The sequence below is a fragment of the Enterobacter sp. DSM 30060 genome, from assembly GCF_013375955.1.
Lineage (GTDB): Bacteria > Pseudomonadota > Gammaproteobacteria > Enterobacterales > Enterobacteriaceae > Enterobacter > Enterobacter intestinihominis.
In genome coordinates, this window is the sequence record NZ_CP056118.1 from 488033 (window position 1) to 504814 (window position 16782).

Below are 16782 nucleotides of genomic sequence, written 5' to 3' on the forward strand. Positions count from 1 at the left end.
ATAATAATAAAGCCCGGCAGATCACCGGGCCTCAGGAGAGAGCGTCTCAACACGAAGTTGGTCGGGTGCCAGTGCAACGCTGAGAATGACGGGCTGCCAGGCTTCCCGGGCGGTAAGCCTTGGGGAAACGCCTTTAGCAAGCCAGAACCCGCCCACACCGCCCAAGGCGGCACCGCACATGGCGGCCAAATCTGTGCCGAACAGCATCTGGAAAACCCCGCCCATCACAAACAGTCCGGCGAGCGGAGAGAGGTAAACCAGTATGGCGGAAGTGAGCAGGCTGACTTCAGCGATGCCGAGCTCCACTTTTTGCCCTGCCACCAGCGGCTGATCGCTCGACACAGCAATAGTGTGCGACGTTTGCGGCCCCAGCTTATTCAATACGCGGCTGCCGCAACCGGCTCGCGAAGCGCAGCTGCTGCATGATGCTTTAACGTCACAGCTGACAAGCGCTACGCCATCCTGCCAGGATACGACCGTCGCCCACTCTTTAATCATTGCGCAGCCCTGAATTTAATGCTGTCTGAAATACGTTTTGCTGTTGGCGGCGGTAATTCACCAACAATGGTAATTTCCGCATTATCGCGTACCGTCGTGCTAACCGTCCGGCGACCGGTACGGAGCATCTGTTCGGAACTGTTCGCCGTAGCGCGATTGATATTCACCGAGAAGCTAAATAGCCCATCGGAATAGAGGCGCGATTCAACCGGTGTTTCGATAGTCGGCAGCTGGCGACGGCTGCTGGATACTTCGCTGAATCCTTGCGGGATCCAGGAAGGTACCCAGTTGAAATTGACAGAATCGCCGGCAGGTACGGAAAGCAAAGGCGGCAGGCTGGCTTTGGCCAGATTCTGCATACTGTTGCCAACCTGACCGTTCACGTCGAAGGAGATCACGCGGAACTGCTCCAGCGTTTCACCGTCGCGATCGAGCAGATCAACGCGCATCGGCAGCTTCGTCTCTGCGTCAATCCAGACGATATAGCTGTAACGTGTCCCATCCCGCGCGACTACGCGGATCACTTCGCACAACCTGTCGGCAATACGCGTTCGCCCCACCGAGATAAAATCATAGTAGGGGGCGAGACGTTTAAAATCGGTGTAAATGAGCGATGGCAGGGAATCAACGATGTAGTCACCATTGAGCGTAAACGGCTCAAGGCCTGGCTCGAAATAGCTGATTTCGTTCCCACGCTGGACCACTTCCCGACGCGGGCCATCCATCTGTAAAAGCTGGGCGAGCGGCTGATTATCAAGGCGGGCGTGGCGATAGCGTAACGATTCGACACCCTGCTTATTGATGCTAATAAATGCCAACTCGTAATTGAGTGACTGGCTGGCCAGATTCATTTGCTGCAACAACGCCCCGGATGAAACATCAGCCGAGGCGTTAGCAGAGAAGAACAGGCTACCCGCCATCAAAGACATGGCGAACCAAAGTTGCTTCATTACTGCGATTGCGTTCCTAAAGTTTGGTTTCCTGGCACCTGCACAGCAGCCTGCTGGGTTTGGGCCTGCTCAAACTGAAGCTGCTCGGAGTGCAGACGACGCTGCAACTCGTAATCCTGCAACATCGCATTAATGCGACGACGCTGCTCCTGTACCTGCTGTTGCTGTCCGCCGCTTGCGGAGGCATCTGCCGGTACGCCCAGGCTAACCGGACTGGCTTTACCCATCATCGGCAGCGTATTGAACACTGGCGCTTCAGGCTGCTGACTGGCTTCAGACTGGGTATTATAGTGCTGGACCCCAACGATAACTGCAAGCGATACACACGCAGCGACTCCCATCTGGGTGAGCTGGCTGGCCCATGGACGCACCTTGTGCCAGAACGGCATTTTCTGCCACTGGTGAGGTGCAGGCTGCGCTTCAGGAATAAGCGGCGTGGTCTGATGAACAGGTTCGTTCTCAATGGCCGCCATAACGCGTGCTGAGATATCGAAATGGAGAACATCGCTGGTATCACCCCGCAGAGTGTCGCGGATAAGATGATAGTTCTCCCAGGTCTGTTGCATTTCGGGAGAATGAGACAACTCATCGAGCAGCTCACTATCCAGCATTTCACCATCCATTAAAGCGGAAAGTTTTTCTTTCTGCATGCCTAATACCTTTTCCAGTATCCCGCTATCGTCAACGCCTGATAAGCGGTTGAACTTTATTATCAATGGCTTCTCGCGCACGGAAAATTCGTGAACGAACCGTGCCGACCGGACAATCCATGATGGCGGCTATCTCTTCATAGCTTAGGCCATCCAGCTCCCGTAACGTAATTGCCATGCGTAAATCTTCCGGGAGCGACTCGATCGTGCGAAAAACGATTTGTCTCAGTTCTTCTGACAACATTAAGTTCTCAGGGTTCGAAATTTCTTTCAGCGCGCCGCCACTTTCGAAGTTTTCTGCATCGATAGCGTCAACATCACTTGAAGGCGGACGACGCCCCTGAGCAACCAAATAATTCTTAGCCGTATTGACTGCAATACGATACAGCCAGGTATAAAAAGCACTATCCCCCCGGAATGAATCCAGCGCGCGATAGGCCTTAATAAAAGACTCTTGTACCACATCAGGAACATCGCCTGACGGTACATAGCGGGAAACCAGACTCGCTACCTTATGCTGGTAGCGCACCACCAGTAGGTTAAAAGCTTTCTGATCTCCCTTCTGGACCCGTTCAACCAGGACCTGGTCCGTTAACTGCTCGCTCATCCGAGGTAATGTCTCCCCAAACCAAATTCCACGCGTTATCGAAACGCCACTCTAACAACATTGCACTTTGAGCAAGCACCGAATTAGAGCGTCTGTTCTTCAATAAGTTCCGTAACGCCTTTGTTTTTGTTCATCGCGCCGCAGACCGTTCATTTTCTCTCATTATAAGTCTGTTCACGATACGCACCCGCTTTCTGACAAGAATCATTAACTTTATCGTCAGAAGAGTAACGCAACACAGGCTTTATTTCACCACAAAATCTGAAGCTAACGATCTGCTTCGCAAAATAATTCCAGTCATTTAGCGATGATTTAACTTCCGGCCATCCGTTTAGTCATTGCAACACGCTTCAAAAAAAACGTGCGATAACTCGCATCACAATGCTATTCTGCCCAGACCATGTTTAGTAAATTAAACAAACATCATGAATACAACGCCTGAACTCCATTGTGATGTACTGATTATCGGCAGCGGTGCTGCTGGCCTCTCCCTCGCGCTGCGCCTGGCGGAACATCAGAACGTAATCGTGCTGAGTAAAGGGCCGATGAGCGAAGGTTCCACCTTCTATGCACAAGGCGGTATTGCCGCCGTGTTTGATGAAACGGACAGCATTGCCTCACACGTAGAAGACACTCTGATTGCCGGTGCCGGGATCGTGGATGAGCATGCCGCAGAGTTTGTCGCCAGCAATGCCCGCCACTGCGTGCAATGGCTTATCGACCAGGGCGTGCTGTTTGATACGCAGGTTCAGCCTAATGGTGAAGAGAGCTATCATCTGACCCGTGAAGGCGGGCACAGCCATCGCCGTATTCTGCACGCTGCTGATGCAACAGGAAAAGCGGTTGAAACCACATTGGTCAGCAAAGCCCTCAGCCATCCCAATATTCGGGTGCTGGAGCGCAGTAACGCCGTCGACCTGATTATTTCCGATAAAATTGGCCTGCCCGGCACGCGCCGTGTTGTCGGCGCATGGGTGTGGAATCGGAATAAAGAGAAGGTGGAAACCTGCCAGGCTAAAGCCGTTGTGCTGGCGACCGGCGGCGCCTCCAAGGTTTACCAGTACACGACTAACCCGGATATCGCCTCCGGAGACGGTATCGCCATGGCCTGGCGCGCAGGCTGCCGCGTAGCGAATATGGAGTTTAATCAGTTCCATCCTACCGCCCTGTTCCACCCGCAGGCACGTAACTTCCTGTTAACTGAAGCGTTGCGCGGCGAAGGCGCGTATCTCAAGCGACCGGACGGTTCCAGGTTTATGCCGGACTTCGACCCCCGAGGTGAACTTGCCCCGCGGGATATCGTGGCCCGCGCCATTGACCACGAGATGAAGCGGCTTGGCGTGGACTGTATGTATCTGGACATTAGCCATAAACCGGCAGACTTTATTCGCCAGCACTTCCCGATGATTTATGAAAAGCTGCTGAGTCTGGGTATCGATTTAACCCGCGATCCGGTGCCGATTGTGCCTGCCGCCCACTATACCTGTGGCGGGGTGATGGTTGACGATCATGGTCGTACCGACGTGGATGGTTTGTATGCGATCGGCGAGGTCAGTTACACCGGCCTGCATGGTGCGAATCGCATGGCATCAAACTCATTGCTGGAGTGTCTGGTGTATGGATGGTCGGCTGCGGAAGATATAACCAAACGCATGCCCTATGCACGTCCAACAACGCACCTGCCAGCATGGGATGAAAGTCGAGTAGAGAACCCGGACGAACTGGTGGTTATCCAGCATAACTGGCACGAGCTGCGGCTTCTCATGTGGGATTATGTCGGGATTGTACGCACAACGAAGCGTCTGGAACGCGCGTTACGCCGCATCATGATGTTGCAGCAGGAAATTGATGAATATTACGCCAACTTCCGCGTTTCCAATAATCTGCTGGAGCTGCGCAACCTTGTGCAGGTTGCCGAGCTGATTGTACGCTGTGCGATGATGCGCAAAGAGAGTCGTGGCCTGCATTATACGCTGGACTATCCCGACCCGCTGGAAACGTCCGGCCCGTCGGTGTTGACGCCGCAGGTTCACATAAACAGATAAAAGGCCTGGGTCAGGGCAGTGTAATCTTCGGAATAACGCTGGTCTGGCCCGCGAATAACCATCCTGTCGGTAAAGCACTCCCCCTCTTTCGGCGAGAGCGCCAGCAACACACGGTGCGGTAAGCGACCTTCCGTATCCGAAATATCGGTACGAAGACGCAAACTCCAGCCGATATCCCGAGCGATCTCAATGAAGGTGTTACCCGTGCTTTCGGGCAAGACCACGCAGAAAAATCCCTCTTCCGAGATGAGTTCCGCCGCGCTGGTCAGTAGCGCCTTGTGATCGAGCGAGCCGGTGTAACGTGCCTGCTCGCGTTCCGGCGTTCCACACTCCACACCTGGCGTGAAATACGGCGGATTGCTGACGATCAAATCGTAACGCGCAGTCTGCTCCGGTGCCCAGGTCAGGACATCGGCGCATTCCACCCTGATCCGTTCTGCCCACGGAGAATCGGCAGCGTTTTCGCTTGCCTGCTGGGCCGCCTGAGGATCAAGCTCAACGGCGTCGATAGTGACGTGTTCTTCTGTACGCTGCGCCAGCATCAGCGCCTGAAGTCCGCTGCCCGTACCAATATCCAGAATGCGTTTTACACCTGCGACAGGGGCCCATGCACCCAGTAAAATACCGTCTGTACCGACTTTCATTGCACAACGATCGTGCGCCACAAAAAAATGTTTAAACGTAAAACCATCGCGGCGCAACTGCGCTTTGAGTTGAGACATGTCAGGGCAACCTTCTGTGTGAAACTGGAGTAGCATAGGGGAAAGCGAAGTGGTCGAAAAGCGATATCCATACAAACAGATGAAGATTACAGCCGTAACGTCTATAATCAGCGCCCCACACAGAGGTAGAACATGACTGTAACGACTTTTTCCGAACTTGAACTCGATGAAAGCCTGCTCAATGCTCTTGAGAGTAAAGGCTTTACACGCCCGACCGCCATTCAGGCCGCGGCCATTCCGCCTGCGCTTGAGGGCCGCGATGTGCTCGGTTCTGCGCCAACCGGCACGGGGAAGACAGCAGCCTACTTGCTGCCTGTGTTGCAGCATTTGCTCGATTTTCCGCGTAAAAAATCAGGGCCGCCGCGCATTTTGATCCTGACCCCGACCCGTGAACTGGCGATGCAGGTTGCCGAACACGCGCGTGAGCTGGCGGCGAACACCCATCTGGATATCGCGACCATCACCGGCGGCGTAGCGTATATGAACCACGCCGAAGTGTTCAGCGAAAACCAGGATATCGTTGTCGCGACGACAGGCCGTCTGCTGCAATACATAAAAGAAGAGAACTTCGACTGCCGGGCGGTGGAAACGCTGATTCTCGATGAAGCTGACCGCATGCTGGACATGGGCTTTGCCCAGGATATCGAACACATCGCGGGTGAAACGCGCTGGCGTAACCAGACAATGCTGTTCTCGGCAACTCTTGAAGGGGATGCCATTAAAGATTTCGCCGAACGTCTGCTGGAAGATCCGGTGGAAGTGTCCGCTACGCCATCGACGCGTGAGCGTAAGAAGATCCACCAGTGGTACTACCGCGCAGATAACCTTGAGCATAAAGTTGAGTTGCTGAAACATCTGCTGAAGCAGGAAGAAGCAACCCGTACCATCGTCTTCGTACGTAAACGCGAGCGCGTGCATGAGCTGGCAGAAATGCTCCGCAACGCTGGCATCAACAACTGCTATCTCGAAGGTGAAATGGCACAGGTTAAGCGTACCGAAGGGATTAAGCGCCTGACCGATGGTCGCGTGAATGTGCTGGTTGCAACCGACGTTGCCGCGCGCGGGATCGACATCCCGGACGTGAGCCATGTGATCAACTTTGATATGCCGCGCAGCGGTGATACTTACCTGCACCGTATTGGTCGTACCGGCCGTGCGGGCCGCAAAGGGATTGCTATTTCTCTGGTAGAAGCGCACGACCATCTGCTGCTCCAAAAAATTGGCCGCTACGTTGATGAGCCGCTAAAAGCTCGTGTGATTGACGAACTTCGTCCGACGACACGTGCGCCGAGTGAAAAAATGACGGGTAAACCGTCCAAGAAAGCGCTCGCGAAACGTGCTGAGAGAAAAGAGAAAGAAAAAGAGAAGCCGCGCGTGAAGCAGCGCCACCGCGATACCAAAAATATTGGTAAGCGCCGTAAGCCAAGTTCTGCTGCGCCAGAGACAAAAACTGAAGAGTAAAAAAAAGCCGGGACATTCCCGGCTTTTTATTCCACCCCCGAAGCTGAAACCTTACAGGCTTTCAGTAAAGGTACGGGCGATAACGTCGCGCTGCTGTTCCGGAGTCAGAGAGTTGAAACGCACCGCATAGCCAGACACACGGATGGTCAGCTGCGGGTATTTTTCTGGGTTCTCAACAGCATCCATCAGCGTTTCACGACGCAGGACGTTAACGTTCAGGTGCTGACCACCTTCCACGCGCACTTCTGGTTGCACTTGCATTGGAATTTCACGGTATTCAATTTCGCCCAGTTTGCTCACCGGAACGATTTCGTCTTCCGCAAAACCTGCTTTCGCTACTACACAGCGCGCTTCGTTTTTCTCGCTGTCCAGCAGCCAGAAAGAGTTCAGCAGATCGTCATTTGCAGCTTTAGTAATCTGGATACCTGTAATCATGTGTTGCCTCCCTTAGGCTACATTAACTGATGCTGGCCTTTTGCGGCCAATTGGTAAAACCATTGTTTGTTGTGTGTATATATAACATTCAGACCCGGGTGATTTATTGATTTAAATCAACAAAATCACTAACCACATAAAGAGTGTGGTCTGAATTTTTTGTTTTAGATCAATTTTAATGATTTACCAATTCAACTTACCCTGCCTGGTTTTCAACATAAATTGAGACACTTAGCCGCTTTTCCGCGGGTAATTTTGCTCACCAGCCATTAGCAGGTAAGCTAGGCAAAGAATGAAATTCGCAGGAGAGCGAGATGACAACACCTTTAACCTGGCATGACGTGCTGGCAGAAGAGAAGCAGCAGCCCTATTTTATTAATACCCTCAGTACCGTTGCGGCTGAACGGCAGGCCGGCCAGACAATTTATCCACCGCAGAAAGATGTATTTAACGCCTTTCGCTACACCGAACTGAGCGACGTGAAGGTGGTTATACTGGGGCAGGATCCGTACCATGGTCCCGGGCAGGCTCACGGACTGGCATTTTCCGTGCGTCCGGGCGTGGCCATTCCCCCTTCTCTGCTGAATATGTATAAAGAGCTGGAAGGAACGATTCCGGGTTTCACCCGCCCTAATCACGGTTATCTGGAAAGCTGGGCGCGCCAGGGCGTGCTGTTGCTGAATACCGTATTAACCGTCCGGGCGGGTCAGGCACACTCCCACGCCAGTCTGGGATGGGAAACCTTTACCGATAAGGTTATCAGCCTAATCAATGAGCATCGTGAAGGCGTCGTGTTTTTACTCTGGGGTTCACATGCCCAAAAGAAAGGGGCGATTATCGATCGTCAGCGCCATCACGTACTGAAAGCACCGCACCCGTCGCCGCTGTCTGCGCATCGCGGTTTCTTTGGCAGTAACCATTTTGTTCTGACGAATGAGTGGCTGGAAAAGCGTGGCGAAAAGCCGATTGACTGGATGCCTGTGTTACCGGCAGAGAGTGAGTAGGGTTTGAATGTGCCGGGTCAGGCCCGGCACATAAAAGGCTTATGCTTTGTTCTGACGCCACCATTCGGCCAGCAGCACGCCGGTCGCAACGGATACGTTCAGGCTTTCAACGTTGCCAGTGCCGTCGATAGAAACGCTCATGTCAGCGCTGGAGAGTGCCGCATCAGACAGACCATCGCGCTCCTGACCTAACACCAGCACCATTTTGCGCGGCAACGTCGCTTTAAACAGCGGCGTAGCGGCACGGCTTGAGGTGGTGACAATGGTGTAGCCCGCGTTACGGAATTGCTCAAGGGCCTCCAGCACGCTGTCGCCGGTGATCGGCTGAACATGCTCAGCACCGCCTTCCGCGGTACGGATTGCCGCACCGGATTCCAGCAGCGCGGCATCCTGCAACAGAACGCCTTTCACGCCAAAGTGCGCGCAGCTACGCATCATAGCGCCCAGGTTATGCGGGTTACCCACATCTTCCAGCGCCAGCACACAGTCATCGGCATCCGCCTGGCTGACCCACTGCTGCACGGTGGTGCCGTTACGTTTTTTGATCAGGAAGCAGACGCCGCCGTGGTGTTCAGTCCCGGACGCTTTTGTCAGCTCGGCATCGTCAACCACGTGGTAGGCTTTACGGTTCGCCGCCATCCAGCGCAGCGCTTCTTTAAAGCGCGGGGTCACGCTCTGGATAAACCATGCGCGAACGATACACTCCGGGCGGCTCTGGAACAGGGCCTGACAGGCGTTCTCGCCATATACACGGGTTTCTTCCGCACGCTGACGACGCAGCACTTCCGGATCGATAAAGCTTTTTCCGCTGATACCGCCGTGATCGGCTTTTTCGGTCGCCTCTTCACCGGGCGCGCGCGAAACGGTACGCCATGGCGATCCACCGTCGCGGACAAAATCATCGCGTTTGCGATCGTCACGCTTACGGTCATCACGTTTGCGGTCATCGCCGCGGTTATTTCTGTCATCGCGGGCGGGGCGACGGCCACCGTCTGCACGAGAAGACGCCGGACGCCCGCCACCTTTTCCGGTACGCGGATTTTGGGTGCGTTTATCAGAGTCATCATCACTGCGGACATACATCACTTTGACCTTGCCGCTTTTGTTTTTCATTTCGTCGTTCATGCTTTTCTCCACCAGCGCTGCGCGAAGCGCGCAGATTACCCGATGTGCAAGCTCATAGCCATAATTTCGTACAAAAGCCTGTGACTATTGTTCCCATTGAATAAAACGCGTTGTCGATTTATACAGGCTCACTGATAATATGTAACATATCAGAAACATTATCGGCGTTCTGCCGTTGTTCCACGGCTCTATCAGAGGTTAGTTATGAATACCGTATGTGCCAACTGTCAGGCTTTAAACCGCATTCCGGACGATCGGATGGATGACGGTGCGAAATGCGGGCGTTGTGGCCACGAATTATTTGATGGCGATGTCATTAACGCGACGGGTGCTACGCTGGACAAACTCCTCAAGGACGATCTGCCGGTTGTGGTCGATTTCTGGGCACCGTGGTGCGGCCCCTGCCGTAACTTTGCGCCCATCTTCGAAGACGTGGCTGAAGAGCGCAGCGGGAAAATGCGTTTTGTTAAAGTGAATACCGAAGCGGAACGTGAACTCAGCGCCCGTTTTCGCATTCGCAGCATTCCAACCATTATGATTTTCAAAAATGGGGAAGTGATCGACATGCTCAATGGTGCAGTACCGAAGGCGCCTTTCGACAGCTGGTTAAACGAATCCCTGTAACATTCACGGGGCACATCTTGTGCCCCGTTCTCTCCTCTGCGAAAATGGGGTTTTTCCTGCCTTTTCGCCCATGACTGATAACGCTGTACTTCAATTACGCGCCGAGCGCCTTGCGCGCGCAACCCGCCCTTTTCTGGCCCGAGGCAATCGTATTCGCCGCTGCCAGCGCTGCCTTTTACCGCTGAAAGTGTGTCTGTGCGAAACGCTTACACCGAGCGAGGCGAAAAGCCGCTTTTGTCTGGTCATGTTCGATACCGAACCGATGAAGCCCAGCAACACGGGGCGTTTGATCGCCGATATTCTGCCCAACACCGCAGCGTTTCAGTGGTCGCGCACTGAGCCACCTCAGGCTCTGCTTGACCTGGTGGCAAACCCGGACTATCAGCCCATGGTCGTTTTCCCGGCATCATATGCAGGCGAACAACGCCAGGTGCTTACGGCGCCACCATCCGGTAAGCCGCCGCTGTTTATTATGCTCGACGGCACCTGGACCGAAGCAAGAAAGATGTTTCGCAAAAGCCCTTATCTTGATGCGCTGCCGGTGATTTCCGTCGATCTGTCGCGCGTTTCGACCTATCGCTTACGAGAAGCGCATGCCGAGGGTCAATATTGCACCGCTGAAGTCGCCATTGCGCTACTGGACCTGGCGGGCGATACCCAGGCGGCCAGCGCATTAAGCTCCCACTTCTCCTGCTTCCGCGAACGTTATCTGGCAGGAAAAACCGTTCATAAGGGTAGCGTCACAGCAACAGAGACAGAAAGCGTTTAAAATCATCAGGTCGCTTGCATTCACAGGAGGCCTGCATGAGCCAGAGAGGGTTAGAAGCGCTACTCCGTCCGAAATCCATTGCCGTTATTGGCGCCTCGATGAAACCGGACCGCGCAGGGTATCTGATGATGCGTAACCTGCTGGCTGGCGGGTTTAACGGCCCGGTCATGCCCGTTACGCCCGCTTATAAAGCGGTACAGGGGGTGCTGGCGTGGCCGGACGTGCAAAGTTTACCGTTTGTTCCCGACCTCGCCGTGCTCTGTACGCATGCGAAACGAAACCTCGAATTGCTTGAGTCGCTCGGTCAGAAAGGCTGTAAAACCTGCATTATTCTTTCCTCGCCTCCTGAACAGCAGCCCGAACTGCTGGCCTGCGCCAGCCGCTACCAGATGCGCATTCTTGGTCCAAATAGCCTCGGTCTGCTTGCGCCCTGGCAAGGGCTGAATGCCAGTTTTTCCCCGGTTCCGATCCGTAAAGGCAAACTGGCCTTTATTTCACAGTCGGCAGCGGTATCCAATACCATCCTCGACTGGGCGCAGCAGCGTGAGATGGGCTTTTCCTATTTCATCGCCCTCGGCGACAGCCTGGACATTGACGTTGATGAGCTGCTGGATTTCCTGGCGCGTGACAGCAAAACCAGCGCTATCCTGCTCTACCTTGAACACCTGAGTGACGCCCGTCGTTTTGTGTCGGCATCGCGTAGCGCATCGCGTAATAAACCGATTCTGGTCATCAAAAGCGGGCGCAGCCCCGCGGCTCAGCGCCTGCTGCAATCCCATTCCGGGATGGATCCCGCATGGGATGCAGCGATCCAGCGCGCCGGTTTACTGCGGGTACAGGATACGCACGAGCTTTTTTCCGCCGTCGAAACGTTGAGCCACATGCGTCCCCTGCGCGGTGAAAAGCTGATGATTGTCAGCAACGGAGCCGCTCCCGCCGCCCTGGCGCTGGACGAGCTCTGGCTACGCAACGGCAAGCTGGCCACGCTGGGTGAAGAGACGCTCCAGCGCCTGCGGGACGCGTTACCGGGAAGCGTTGTTCCCGATAATCCCCTCGATTTGCGCGATGATGCCAGCAGCGATCGTTACATTAAGGCGATCACGATTTTGCTGGATAGCCAGGACTTTGATGCGCTGATGATTATCCATTCGCCCAGCGCGGTTGCGCCAGGCAGCGAAAGTGCACGAACGCTGATTGAGGCTGTCCGAAACCATCCGCGCGGCAAATACGTCACCCTGCTGACCAACTGGTGCGGCGAGTTCTCCTCGCAGGAAGCGCGACGTCTGTTTAGTGAAGCCGGGTTGCCAACCTACCGTACGCCAGAGGGCACCATAACCGCGTTTATGCATATGGTTGAGTACCGCCGCAACCAGAAGCAGCTGCGTGAAACGCCTGCCCTACCGGGCAACCTCACAGCAAATTCGGTGGACGTACACAGTTTATTGCAACAGGCCATCGAAGAGGGCGCCACTTCGCTTGATACGCATGAAGTGCAACCCATTCTTGGCAGCTATGGGATGCAAACACTGCCGACCTGGATTGCCGGTGACAGCGCTGAGGCGGTACATATCGCTGAGCAGATTGGCTATCCGGTCGCGCTGAAGCTGCGCTCCCCCGATATTCCGCACAAATCGGATGTTCAGGGCGTCATGCTGTATCTGCGCACCGCGACAGAAGTACAACAGGCCGCGGATGCCATTATCGATCGCGTTAAAATGACGTGGCCACAGGCCCGGATCCACGGCCTGCTGGTGCAGAGCATGGCTAACCGAGCAGGTGCGCAGGAGCTGCGCGTGGTCGTCGAACACGATCCGGTTTTTGGTCCACTCATTATGCTGGGTGAAGGCGGCGTTGAATGGCGGCCAGAAGAACAAGCGGCTGTCGCGCTTCCACCTCTAAACATGAACCTGGCGCGTTATTTGGTTATTCAGGCCATCAAAAGTAAAAAAATCCGCGGCAGAAGCGCTCTGAGGCCGCTTGATATCGCCGGGTTAAGCCAGTTTCTGGTGAAGGTCTCCAACCTCATTGTTGACTGTGCGGAGATCCAGCGCCTGGACATCCACCCGCTCCTCGCTTCCGGAAATGAATTCACTGCCCTCGACGTGACGCTGGAAATTGCGCCATTTGTCGGTGACCGGGAAAGCCGTCTCGCCATTCGTCCTTATCCTCTCCATCTGGAAGAGTGGGTGGAGATGAAAAATGGAGAGCGGGCACTGTTTCGCCCTATCCTGCCGGAAGACGAGCCGCTGCTGCGAGCGTTCATCTCGCAGGTGACGAAAGAAGATTTGTACTATCGCTATTTCAGCGAAATTAATGAATTTACCCACGACGATTTAGCCAATATGACCCAGATCGACTACGATCGAGAAATGGCGATTGTGGCGGTCCGCCGTTCCGCAGAGGGAGAGGAGATCCTCGGCGTGACGCGTGCCATTTCCGACCCGGATAACGTGGATGCGGAGTTTGCCGTACTGGTGCGTTCCGATCTTAAAGGTTTGGGTTTGGGCAGACGGCTGCTCGAAAAACTCATTGGTTATACGCGCGATCACGGATTGTCACGGCTCAATGGCATTACTATGCCAAATAATCGGGGTATGGTGACCCTGGCGCGGAAGCTCGGTTTTGACGTTGATATCCAGCTGGATGAAGGCATTGTCTCTTTGTCCCTCAGCCTGACTTCGACGGGTAAACAAGAGTAAGCTGCTGGAAATGTTACCCACTTTTCCCGGCACTGGGGTATCATTGTCCGCTTATGTTGTTTGCCTGGTACAGACAACCCTTCAATGAACAGAGAAGAAACGCACTGTGATGTTGTCAAAATTTAAGCGTAATAAACATCAACAACACCTTGCTCAACTACCGAAGATTTCTCAGTCAGTTGATGATGTAGAGTTCTTTTATGCTCCCGCTCATTTCCGGGAGACGCTTCTTGAAAAGATTGCCAGCGCTACGCGACGTATTTGCATTGTGGCGCTCTATCTTGAACAAGATGAAGGTGGGCGTGCGATCCTGAACGCGCTCTATGAAGCGAAACGTCAGCGTCCGGAACTGGATGTTCGCGTGCTGGTTGACTGGCACCGTGCTCAGCGTGGCCGTATTGGTGCGGCTGCCTCGAATACCAATGCTGACTGGTATTGCCGCATGGCCCAGGAAAATCCGGGTATTGATATCCCGGTATATGGCGTACCGGTGAATACCCGTGAAGCGCTTGGCGTTCTTCATTTTAAAGGATTTATCATTGATGACAGCGTCCTTTATAGCGGCGCCAGTCTGAATGATGTGTATCTCCATCAGCTCGATAAATACCGTTACGATCGCTACCATCTTATCCGTAATCCGCAGATGACCGACATCATGTTCAACTGGGTTGATAAAAACCTGGTTCATGGCCGGGGTGTGCATCGTCTTGACGATCCTCATCGCCCGAAAAGCCCGGAAATCAAAAACGACGTTCGCTCCTTCCGCCAGGAGCTGCGCGATGCGGTTTATCGTTTCCAGGGTGATGCCAATAATGAAGAACTGTCCGTTACGCCTCTGGTAGGCCTGGGTAAATCCAGCCTCCTGAACAAGACTATCTTCCATTTGATGCCGTGCGCGGAGCATAAGCTCACCATCTGCACCCCGTACTTCAACCTTCCCGCCGTTCTGGTGCGTAATATCATTCAGCTGCTGCGTGATGGTAAAAAGGTGGAAATCATTGTCGGGGATAAAACGGCAAACGACTTTTTCATTCCGGAAGATCAGCCTTTCAAGATCATCGGCGCACTGCCTTATCTCTATGAGATTAACCTGCGCCGCTTTCTGAGCCGTTTACAGTACTATGTGAACACGGACCAGCTCGTCGTGCGCCTCTGGAAAGATGATGATAACAGTTATCATCTCAAAGGAATGTGGGTTGATGACGAGTGGATGCTGCTGACCGGTAATAACCTGAACCCACGCGCCTGGCGTCTGGATTTGGAAAACGCCATTCTTATTCACGATCCTCAGCATGCGTTAGCCGCGAAACGCGATCGTGAGCTGGAGCTTATACGCACGCATACCACAGTGGTTCGTCATTATCGCGATCTGCAAAGCATCGCTGATTACCCGGTGAAAGTTCGCAAGCTGATTCGCCGTCTACGTCGGATCCGTATCGATCGCCTCATCAGCCGCATTCTGTAATACACGAGCCCTGTCATCGACGGGGCTTTTTTATGGAGCCTGTTAATGCGTACGCCTTGCCTGATAATCCCTCTTTTGCTGACAGGTTGCAGCCATATGGCTAATGATAACTGGTCGGGTCAGGATAAAGCTCAGCACTTTCTGGCGTCTGCAATGATGTCCGCTGCGGGTAATGAGTATGCGCTGCACCAGGGTTATAGCAGGGATCGAAGTGCCACAATAGGCCTGATGTTCTCCATCAGCCTGGGGGCATCAAAAGAACTTTGGGATAGCCGCCCCTCGGGAAGTGGCTGGAGCTGGAAAGATTTTGCCTGGGACGTAGCCGGGGCAACAACCGGCTACGCCGTCTGGCAGATGGCGCATTATTAAAGGCGGATACCTTTTCCTTTGCGATGCAGCATCAGCGAGACAATAAACGCCAGCGCCCCCATAACGGTGACATACCAGAAGAAGGTCGTTTCACTGCCCCATGACTTAAGGGATAACGCGACATACTCTGCCGAACCGCCGAACAGGGCATTCGCGACCGCATAAGACAGGCCTACACCCAGCGCCCTCACCTGTGCGGGAAACATTTCCGCTTTCAAAATGCCACTGATTGCCGTGTAAAAACTGATAATAATGAGCGCCACCATGATTAAAGCGAAAGCGGTATACGGAGAGGTTGTATGCTGTAGCGCCGTCAAAAGCGGAACGGTACCCAGGGTTAGCATGCCGCCAAAGATCAGCATGGAGGTACGGCGACCAATTTTGTCCGACAGCGCGCCGACAATCGGCTGGATGAGCATAAAGACGAGTAACGCCACCGTCATGACGACACTCGCAACGTTTGCATGCATGCCCGTGGTGTTAACCAGATATTTTTGCATGTAGGTGGTGAAGGTATAGAAACTTAGCGAGCCCGCGGCGGTAAAACCTAACACCATCAAAAATGCTTTGCGGTTTCGCCAGAGCCCCTTCATCGAGCCCGCCTCTTTCAGCGCCCTGACCTCCTGTTGAGAGGTTTCATCAAGCTGACGGCGTAGCCACAGGGCGACAACCGCCAGGGCAGCGCCCATAGCAAACGGGATGCGCCAGCCCCAGGCGCGCAAATCTTCATCGCTAAGGATTTGTTGCAGGATCACCACAACCAGTAACGCCAGTAGCTGTCCGCCAATGAGGGTTACATACTGGAATGATGCATAGAAACCTTTGCGCCCTTCAACCGCCACTTCGCTCATGTATGTCGCACTGGTGCCATATTCGCCACCGACCGATAGCCCCTGGAACAGACGTGCCAGCAACAACAACGCCGGTGCCCATGTTCCGATAGTCTCATAACCGGGCAGGCAGGCAATCACCAGCGAGCCGACGCACATCATGCATACAGAGATGAGCATGGATGTCTTGCGCCCTTTCCTGTCCGCGATCCTGCCGAATAGCCATCCACCGATAGGGCGCATCAGGAACCCGGCGGCAAAAACGCCTGCGGTTTGCAAAAGCTGAGTTGTGGTGTTCCCTGACGGGAAAAAGATATGCGCAAAGTAGAGTGAACAAAATGAATAGACGTAAAAGTCAAACCACTCTACAAGGTTTCCTGATGAGGCCCCAACGATTGCCCAAACCCGACGGCGAGTATCCTTACCTGTCAAATTGGTGTTATCCGTATCTGCACTGGCTACGGTTTCTGTCATTTTAATATCCCCTGTCTCACATTGCGGGCCTTTGCCCACAAACAGTAAAACCGGA

16 protein-coding genes are annotated in these 16782 nt (G+C 54.0%); 8 read left to right on the plus strand and 8 right to left on the minus strand.

Going from position 1 to position 16782, the window contains the following annotated elements; genetic code table 11:
- Positions 1-21 precede the first annotated feature (21 nt).
- Genes rseC through rpoE form a run of 4 tightly spaced genes read right to left on the minus strand, consistent with a single transcriptional unit; the run spans position 22 to position 2705 of the window.
- On the minus strand, positions 22-498 hold the full coding sequence (gene rseC / locus HWQ15_RS02280; protein ID WP_063149207.1) for a SoxR-reducing system protein RseC: 477 nt from the start codon (positions 496-498) through the stop codon (positions 22-24).
- The gene (rseB, locus tag HWQ15_RS02285; protein ID WP_022649043.1) at positions 495-1448 is read right to left on the minus strand and encodes a sigma-E factor regulatory protein RseB; all 954 of its coding nucleotides are present in this window, start codon (positions 1446-1448) and stop codon (positions 495-497) included. The genes rseC and rseB overlap by 4 nt, the downstream gene beginning before the upstream one ends.
- Positions 1448-2098, minus strand: coding sequence for an anti-sigma-E factor RseA (gene rseA / locus HWQ15_RS02290; RefSeq protein ID WP_022649044.1), 651 nt, complete (start codon positions 2096-2098; stop codon positions 1448-1450). Before rseA ends, rseB begins: the two co-directional genes overlap by 1 nt.
- 31 nt (positions 2099-2129) lie before the next feature.
- Positions 2130-2705: an RNA polymerase sigma factor RpoE gene (gene rpoE / locus HWQ15_RS02295; protein ID WP_006176728.1), complete on the minus strand. Its 576-nt coding sequence runs from the start codon at positions 2703-2705 to the stop codon at positions 2130-2132.
- Between the two features lie 425 nt (positions 2706-3130).
- On the opposite strand from rpoE, the gene nadB reads away from it, so the two are divergent.
- Positions 3131-4750, plus strand: coding sequence for an L-aspartate oxidase (gene nadB, locus HWQ15_RS02300; protein ID WP_022649045.1), 1620 nt, complete (start codon positions 3131-3133; stop codon positions 4748-4750).
- Here nadB and HWQ15_RS02305 read toward each other — a convergent pair.
- Positions 4735-5472 (minus strand): tRNA1(Val) (adenine(37)-N6)-methyltransferase, encoded by a 738-nt coding sequence (locus tag HWQ15_RS02305; RefSeq protein ID WP_063149206.1) that lies wholly within the window; start codon positions 5470-5472, stop codon positions 4735-4737. The genes nadB and HWQ15_RS02305 overlap by 16 nt on opposite strands.
- 132 nt (positions 5473-5604) lie before the next feature.
- Here HWQ15_RS02305 and srmB point away from each other — a divergent pair, with 132 nt between their 5' ends.
- Positions 5605-6933, plus strand: coding sequence for an ATP-dependent RNA helicase SrmB (gene srmB, locus HWQ15_RS02310; RefSeq protein ID WP_022649047.1), 1329 nt, complete (start codon positions 5605-5607; stop codon positions 6931-6933).
- A 51-nt stretch (positions 6934-6984) separates the two neighbouring features.
- Here the strand turns inward: srmB and grcA are convergent, their stop codons facing one another.
- Positions 6985-7368 carry an autonomous glycyl radical cofactor GrcA gene (gene grcA, locus HWQ15_RS02315; protein ID WP_022649048.1) on the minus strand — a complete coding sequence of 128 codons (384 nt, stop codon included), beginning with the start codon at positions 7366-7368 and terminating at the stop codon, positions 6985-6987.
- Between the two features lie 314 nt (positions 7369-7682).
- Here grcA and ung point away from each other — a divergent pair, with 314 nt between their 5' ends.
- Complete coding sequence (ung, locus tag HWQ15_RS02320) at positions 7683-8372, plus strand: uracil-DNA glycosylase (protein ID WP_003860729.1); 690 nt, start codon at positions 7683-7685, stop codon at positions 8370-8372.
- A 39-nt stretch (positions 8373-8411) separates the two neighbouring features.
- Here ung and HWQ15_RS02325 read toward each other — a convergent pair whose 3' ends face one another.
- Positions 8412-9497: a tRNA/rRNA methyltransferase gene (locus HWQ15_RS02325; protein ID WP_023300740.1), complete on the minus strand. Its 1086-nt coding sequence runs from the start codon at positions 9495-9497 to the stop codon at positions 8412-8414.
- 204 nt (positions 9498-9701) lie between these two features.
- Here HWQ15_RS02325 and trxC point away from each other — a divergent pair, with 204 nt between their 5' ends.
- From trxC to HWQ15_RS02350, 5 genes are all read left to right on the plus strand, one after another.
- Positions 9702-10121, plus strand: coding sequence for a thioredoxin TrxC (trxC, locus tag HWQ15_RS02330; protein WP_003860733.1), 420 nt, complete (start codon positions 9702-9704; stop codon positions 10119-10121).
- Between the two features lie 70 nt (positions 10122-10191).
- On the plus strand, positions 10192-10890 hold the full coding sequence (gene tapT / locus HWQ15_RS02335; protein ID WP_063148276.1) for a tRNA-uridine aminocarboxypropyltransferase: 699 nt from the start codon (positions 10192-10194) through the stop codon (positions 10888-10890).
- Positions 10891-10925: 35 nt separating this feature from the next.
- Entirely contained in the window at positions 10926-13589 is a 2664-nt protein-coding gene (pat, locus tag HWQ15_RS02340) for a protein lysine acetyltransferase (protein ID WP_063149205.1), read from the plus strand.
- 109 nt (positions 13590-13698) lie between these two features.
- Entirely contained in the window at positions 13699-15054 is a 1356-nt protein-coding gene (gene pssA, locus HWQ15_RS02345) for a CDP-diacylglycerol--serine O-phosphatidyltransferase (protein WP_063149204.1), read from the plus strand.
- 45 nt (positions 15055-15099) lie between these two features.
- Complete coding sequence (locus HWQ15_RS02350; RefSeq protein ID WP_022649053.1) at positions 15100-15423, plus strand: YfiM family lipoprotein; 324 nt, start codon at positions 15100-15102, stop codon at positions 15421-15423.
- Here the strand turns inward: HWQ15_RS02350 and HWQ15_RS02355 are convergent.
- Positions 15420-16727, minus strand: a complete 1308-nt coding sequence (locus tag HWQ15_RS02355) for an MFS transporter (RefSeq protein ID WP_063149203.1) — start codon at positions 16725-16727, stop codon at positions 15420-15422. The two genes, HWQ15_RS02350 and HWQ15_RS02355, sit on opposite strands and share 4 nt — an antisense overlap.
- Between the last annotated feature and the right edge of the window lie 55 nt (positions 16728-16782).

Excerpts from the sequence above, each read along its gene's own strand:
- rseA (WP_022649044.1), bottom strand. The coding sequence starts at position 2,098 with ATGCAGAAAGAAAAACTTTCCGCTTTAATGGATGGTGAAATGCTGGAT.
- pat (WP_063149205.1), top strand. The coding sequence starts at position 10,926 with ATGAGCCAGAGAGGGTTAGAAGCGCTACTCCGTCCGAAATCCATTGCC.
- rseB (WP_022649043.1), bottom strand. The coding sequence starts at position 1,448 with ATGAAGCAACTTTGGTTCGCCATGTCTTTGATGGCGGGTAGCCTGTTC.
- HWQ15_RS02325 (WP_023300740.1), bottom strand. The coding sequence starts at position 9,497 with ATGAACGACGAAATGAAAAACAAAAGCGGCAAGGTCAAAGTGATGTAT.
- HWQ15_RS02355 (WP_063149203.1), bottom strand. The coding sequence starts at position 16,727 with ATGACAGAAACCGTAGCCAGTGCAGATACGGATAACACCAATTTGACA.
- nadB (WP_022649045.1), top strand. The coding sequence starts at position 3,131 with ATGAATACAACGCCTGAACTCCATTGTGATGTACTGATTATCGGCAGC.
- rpoE (WP_006176728.1), bottom strand. The coding sequence starts at position 2,705 with ATGAGCGAGCAGTTAACGGACCAGGTCCTGGTTGAACGGGTCCAGAAG.
- pssA (WP_063149204.1), top strand. The coding sequence starts at position 13,699 with ATGTTGTCAAAATTTAAGCGTAATAAACATCAACAACACCTTGCTCAA.
- srmB (WP_022649047.1), top strand. The coding sequence starts at position 5,605 with ATGACTGTAACGACTTTTTCCGAACTTGAACTCGATGAAAGCCTGCTC.
- rseC (WP_063149207.1), bottom strand. The coding sequence starts at position 498 with ATGATTAAAGAGTGGGCGACGGTCGTATCCTGGCAGGATGGCGTAGCG.
- trxC (WP_003860733.1), top strand. The coding sequence starts at position 9,702 with ATGAATACCGTATGTGCCAACTGTCAGGCTTTAAACCGCATTCCGGAC.
- HWQ15_RS02305 (WP_063149206.1), bottom strand. The coding sequence starts at position 5,472 with ATGTCTCAACTCAAAGCGCAGTTGCGCCGCGATGGTTTTACGTTTAAA.
- tapT (WP_063148276.1), top strand. The coding sequence starts at position 10,192 with ATGACTGATAACGCTGTACTTCAATTACGCGCCGAGCGCCTTGCGCGC.
- grcA (WP_022649048.1), bottom strand. The coding sequence starts at position 7,368 with ATGATTACAGGTATCCAGATTACTAAAGCTGCAAATGACGATCTGCTG.
- HWQ15_RS02350 (WP_022649053.1), top strand. The coding sequence starts at position 15,100 with ATGCGTACGCCTTGCCTGATAATCCCTCTTTTGCTGACAGGTTGCAGC.
- ung (WP_003860729.1), top strand. The coding sequence starts at position 7,683 with ATGACAACACCTTTAACCTGGCATGACGTGCTGGCAGAAGAGAAGCAG.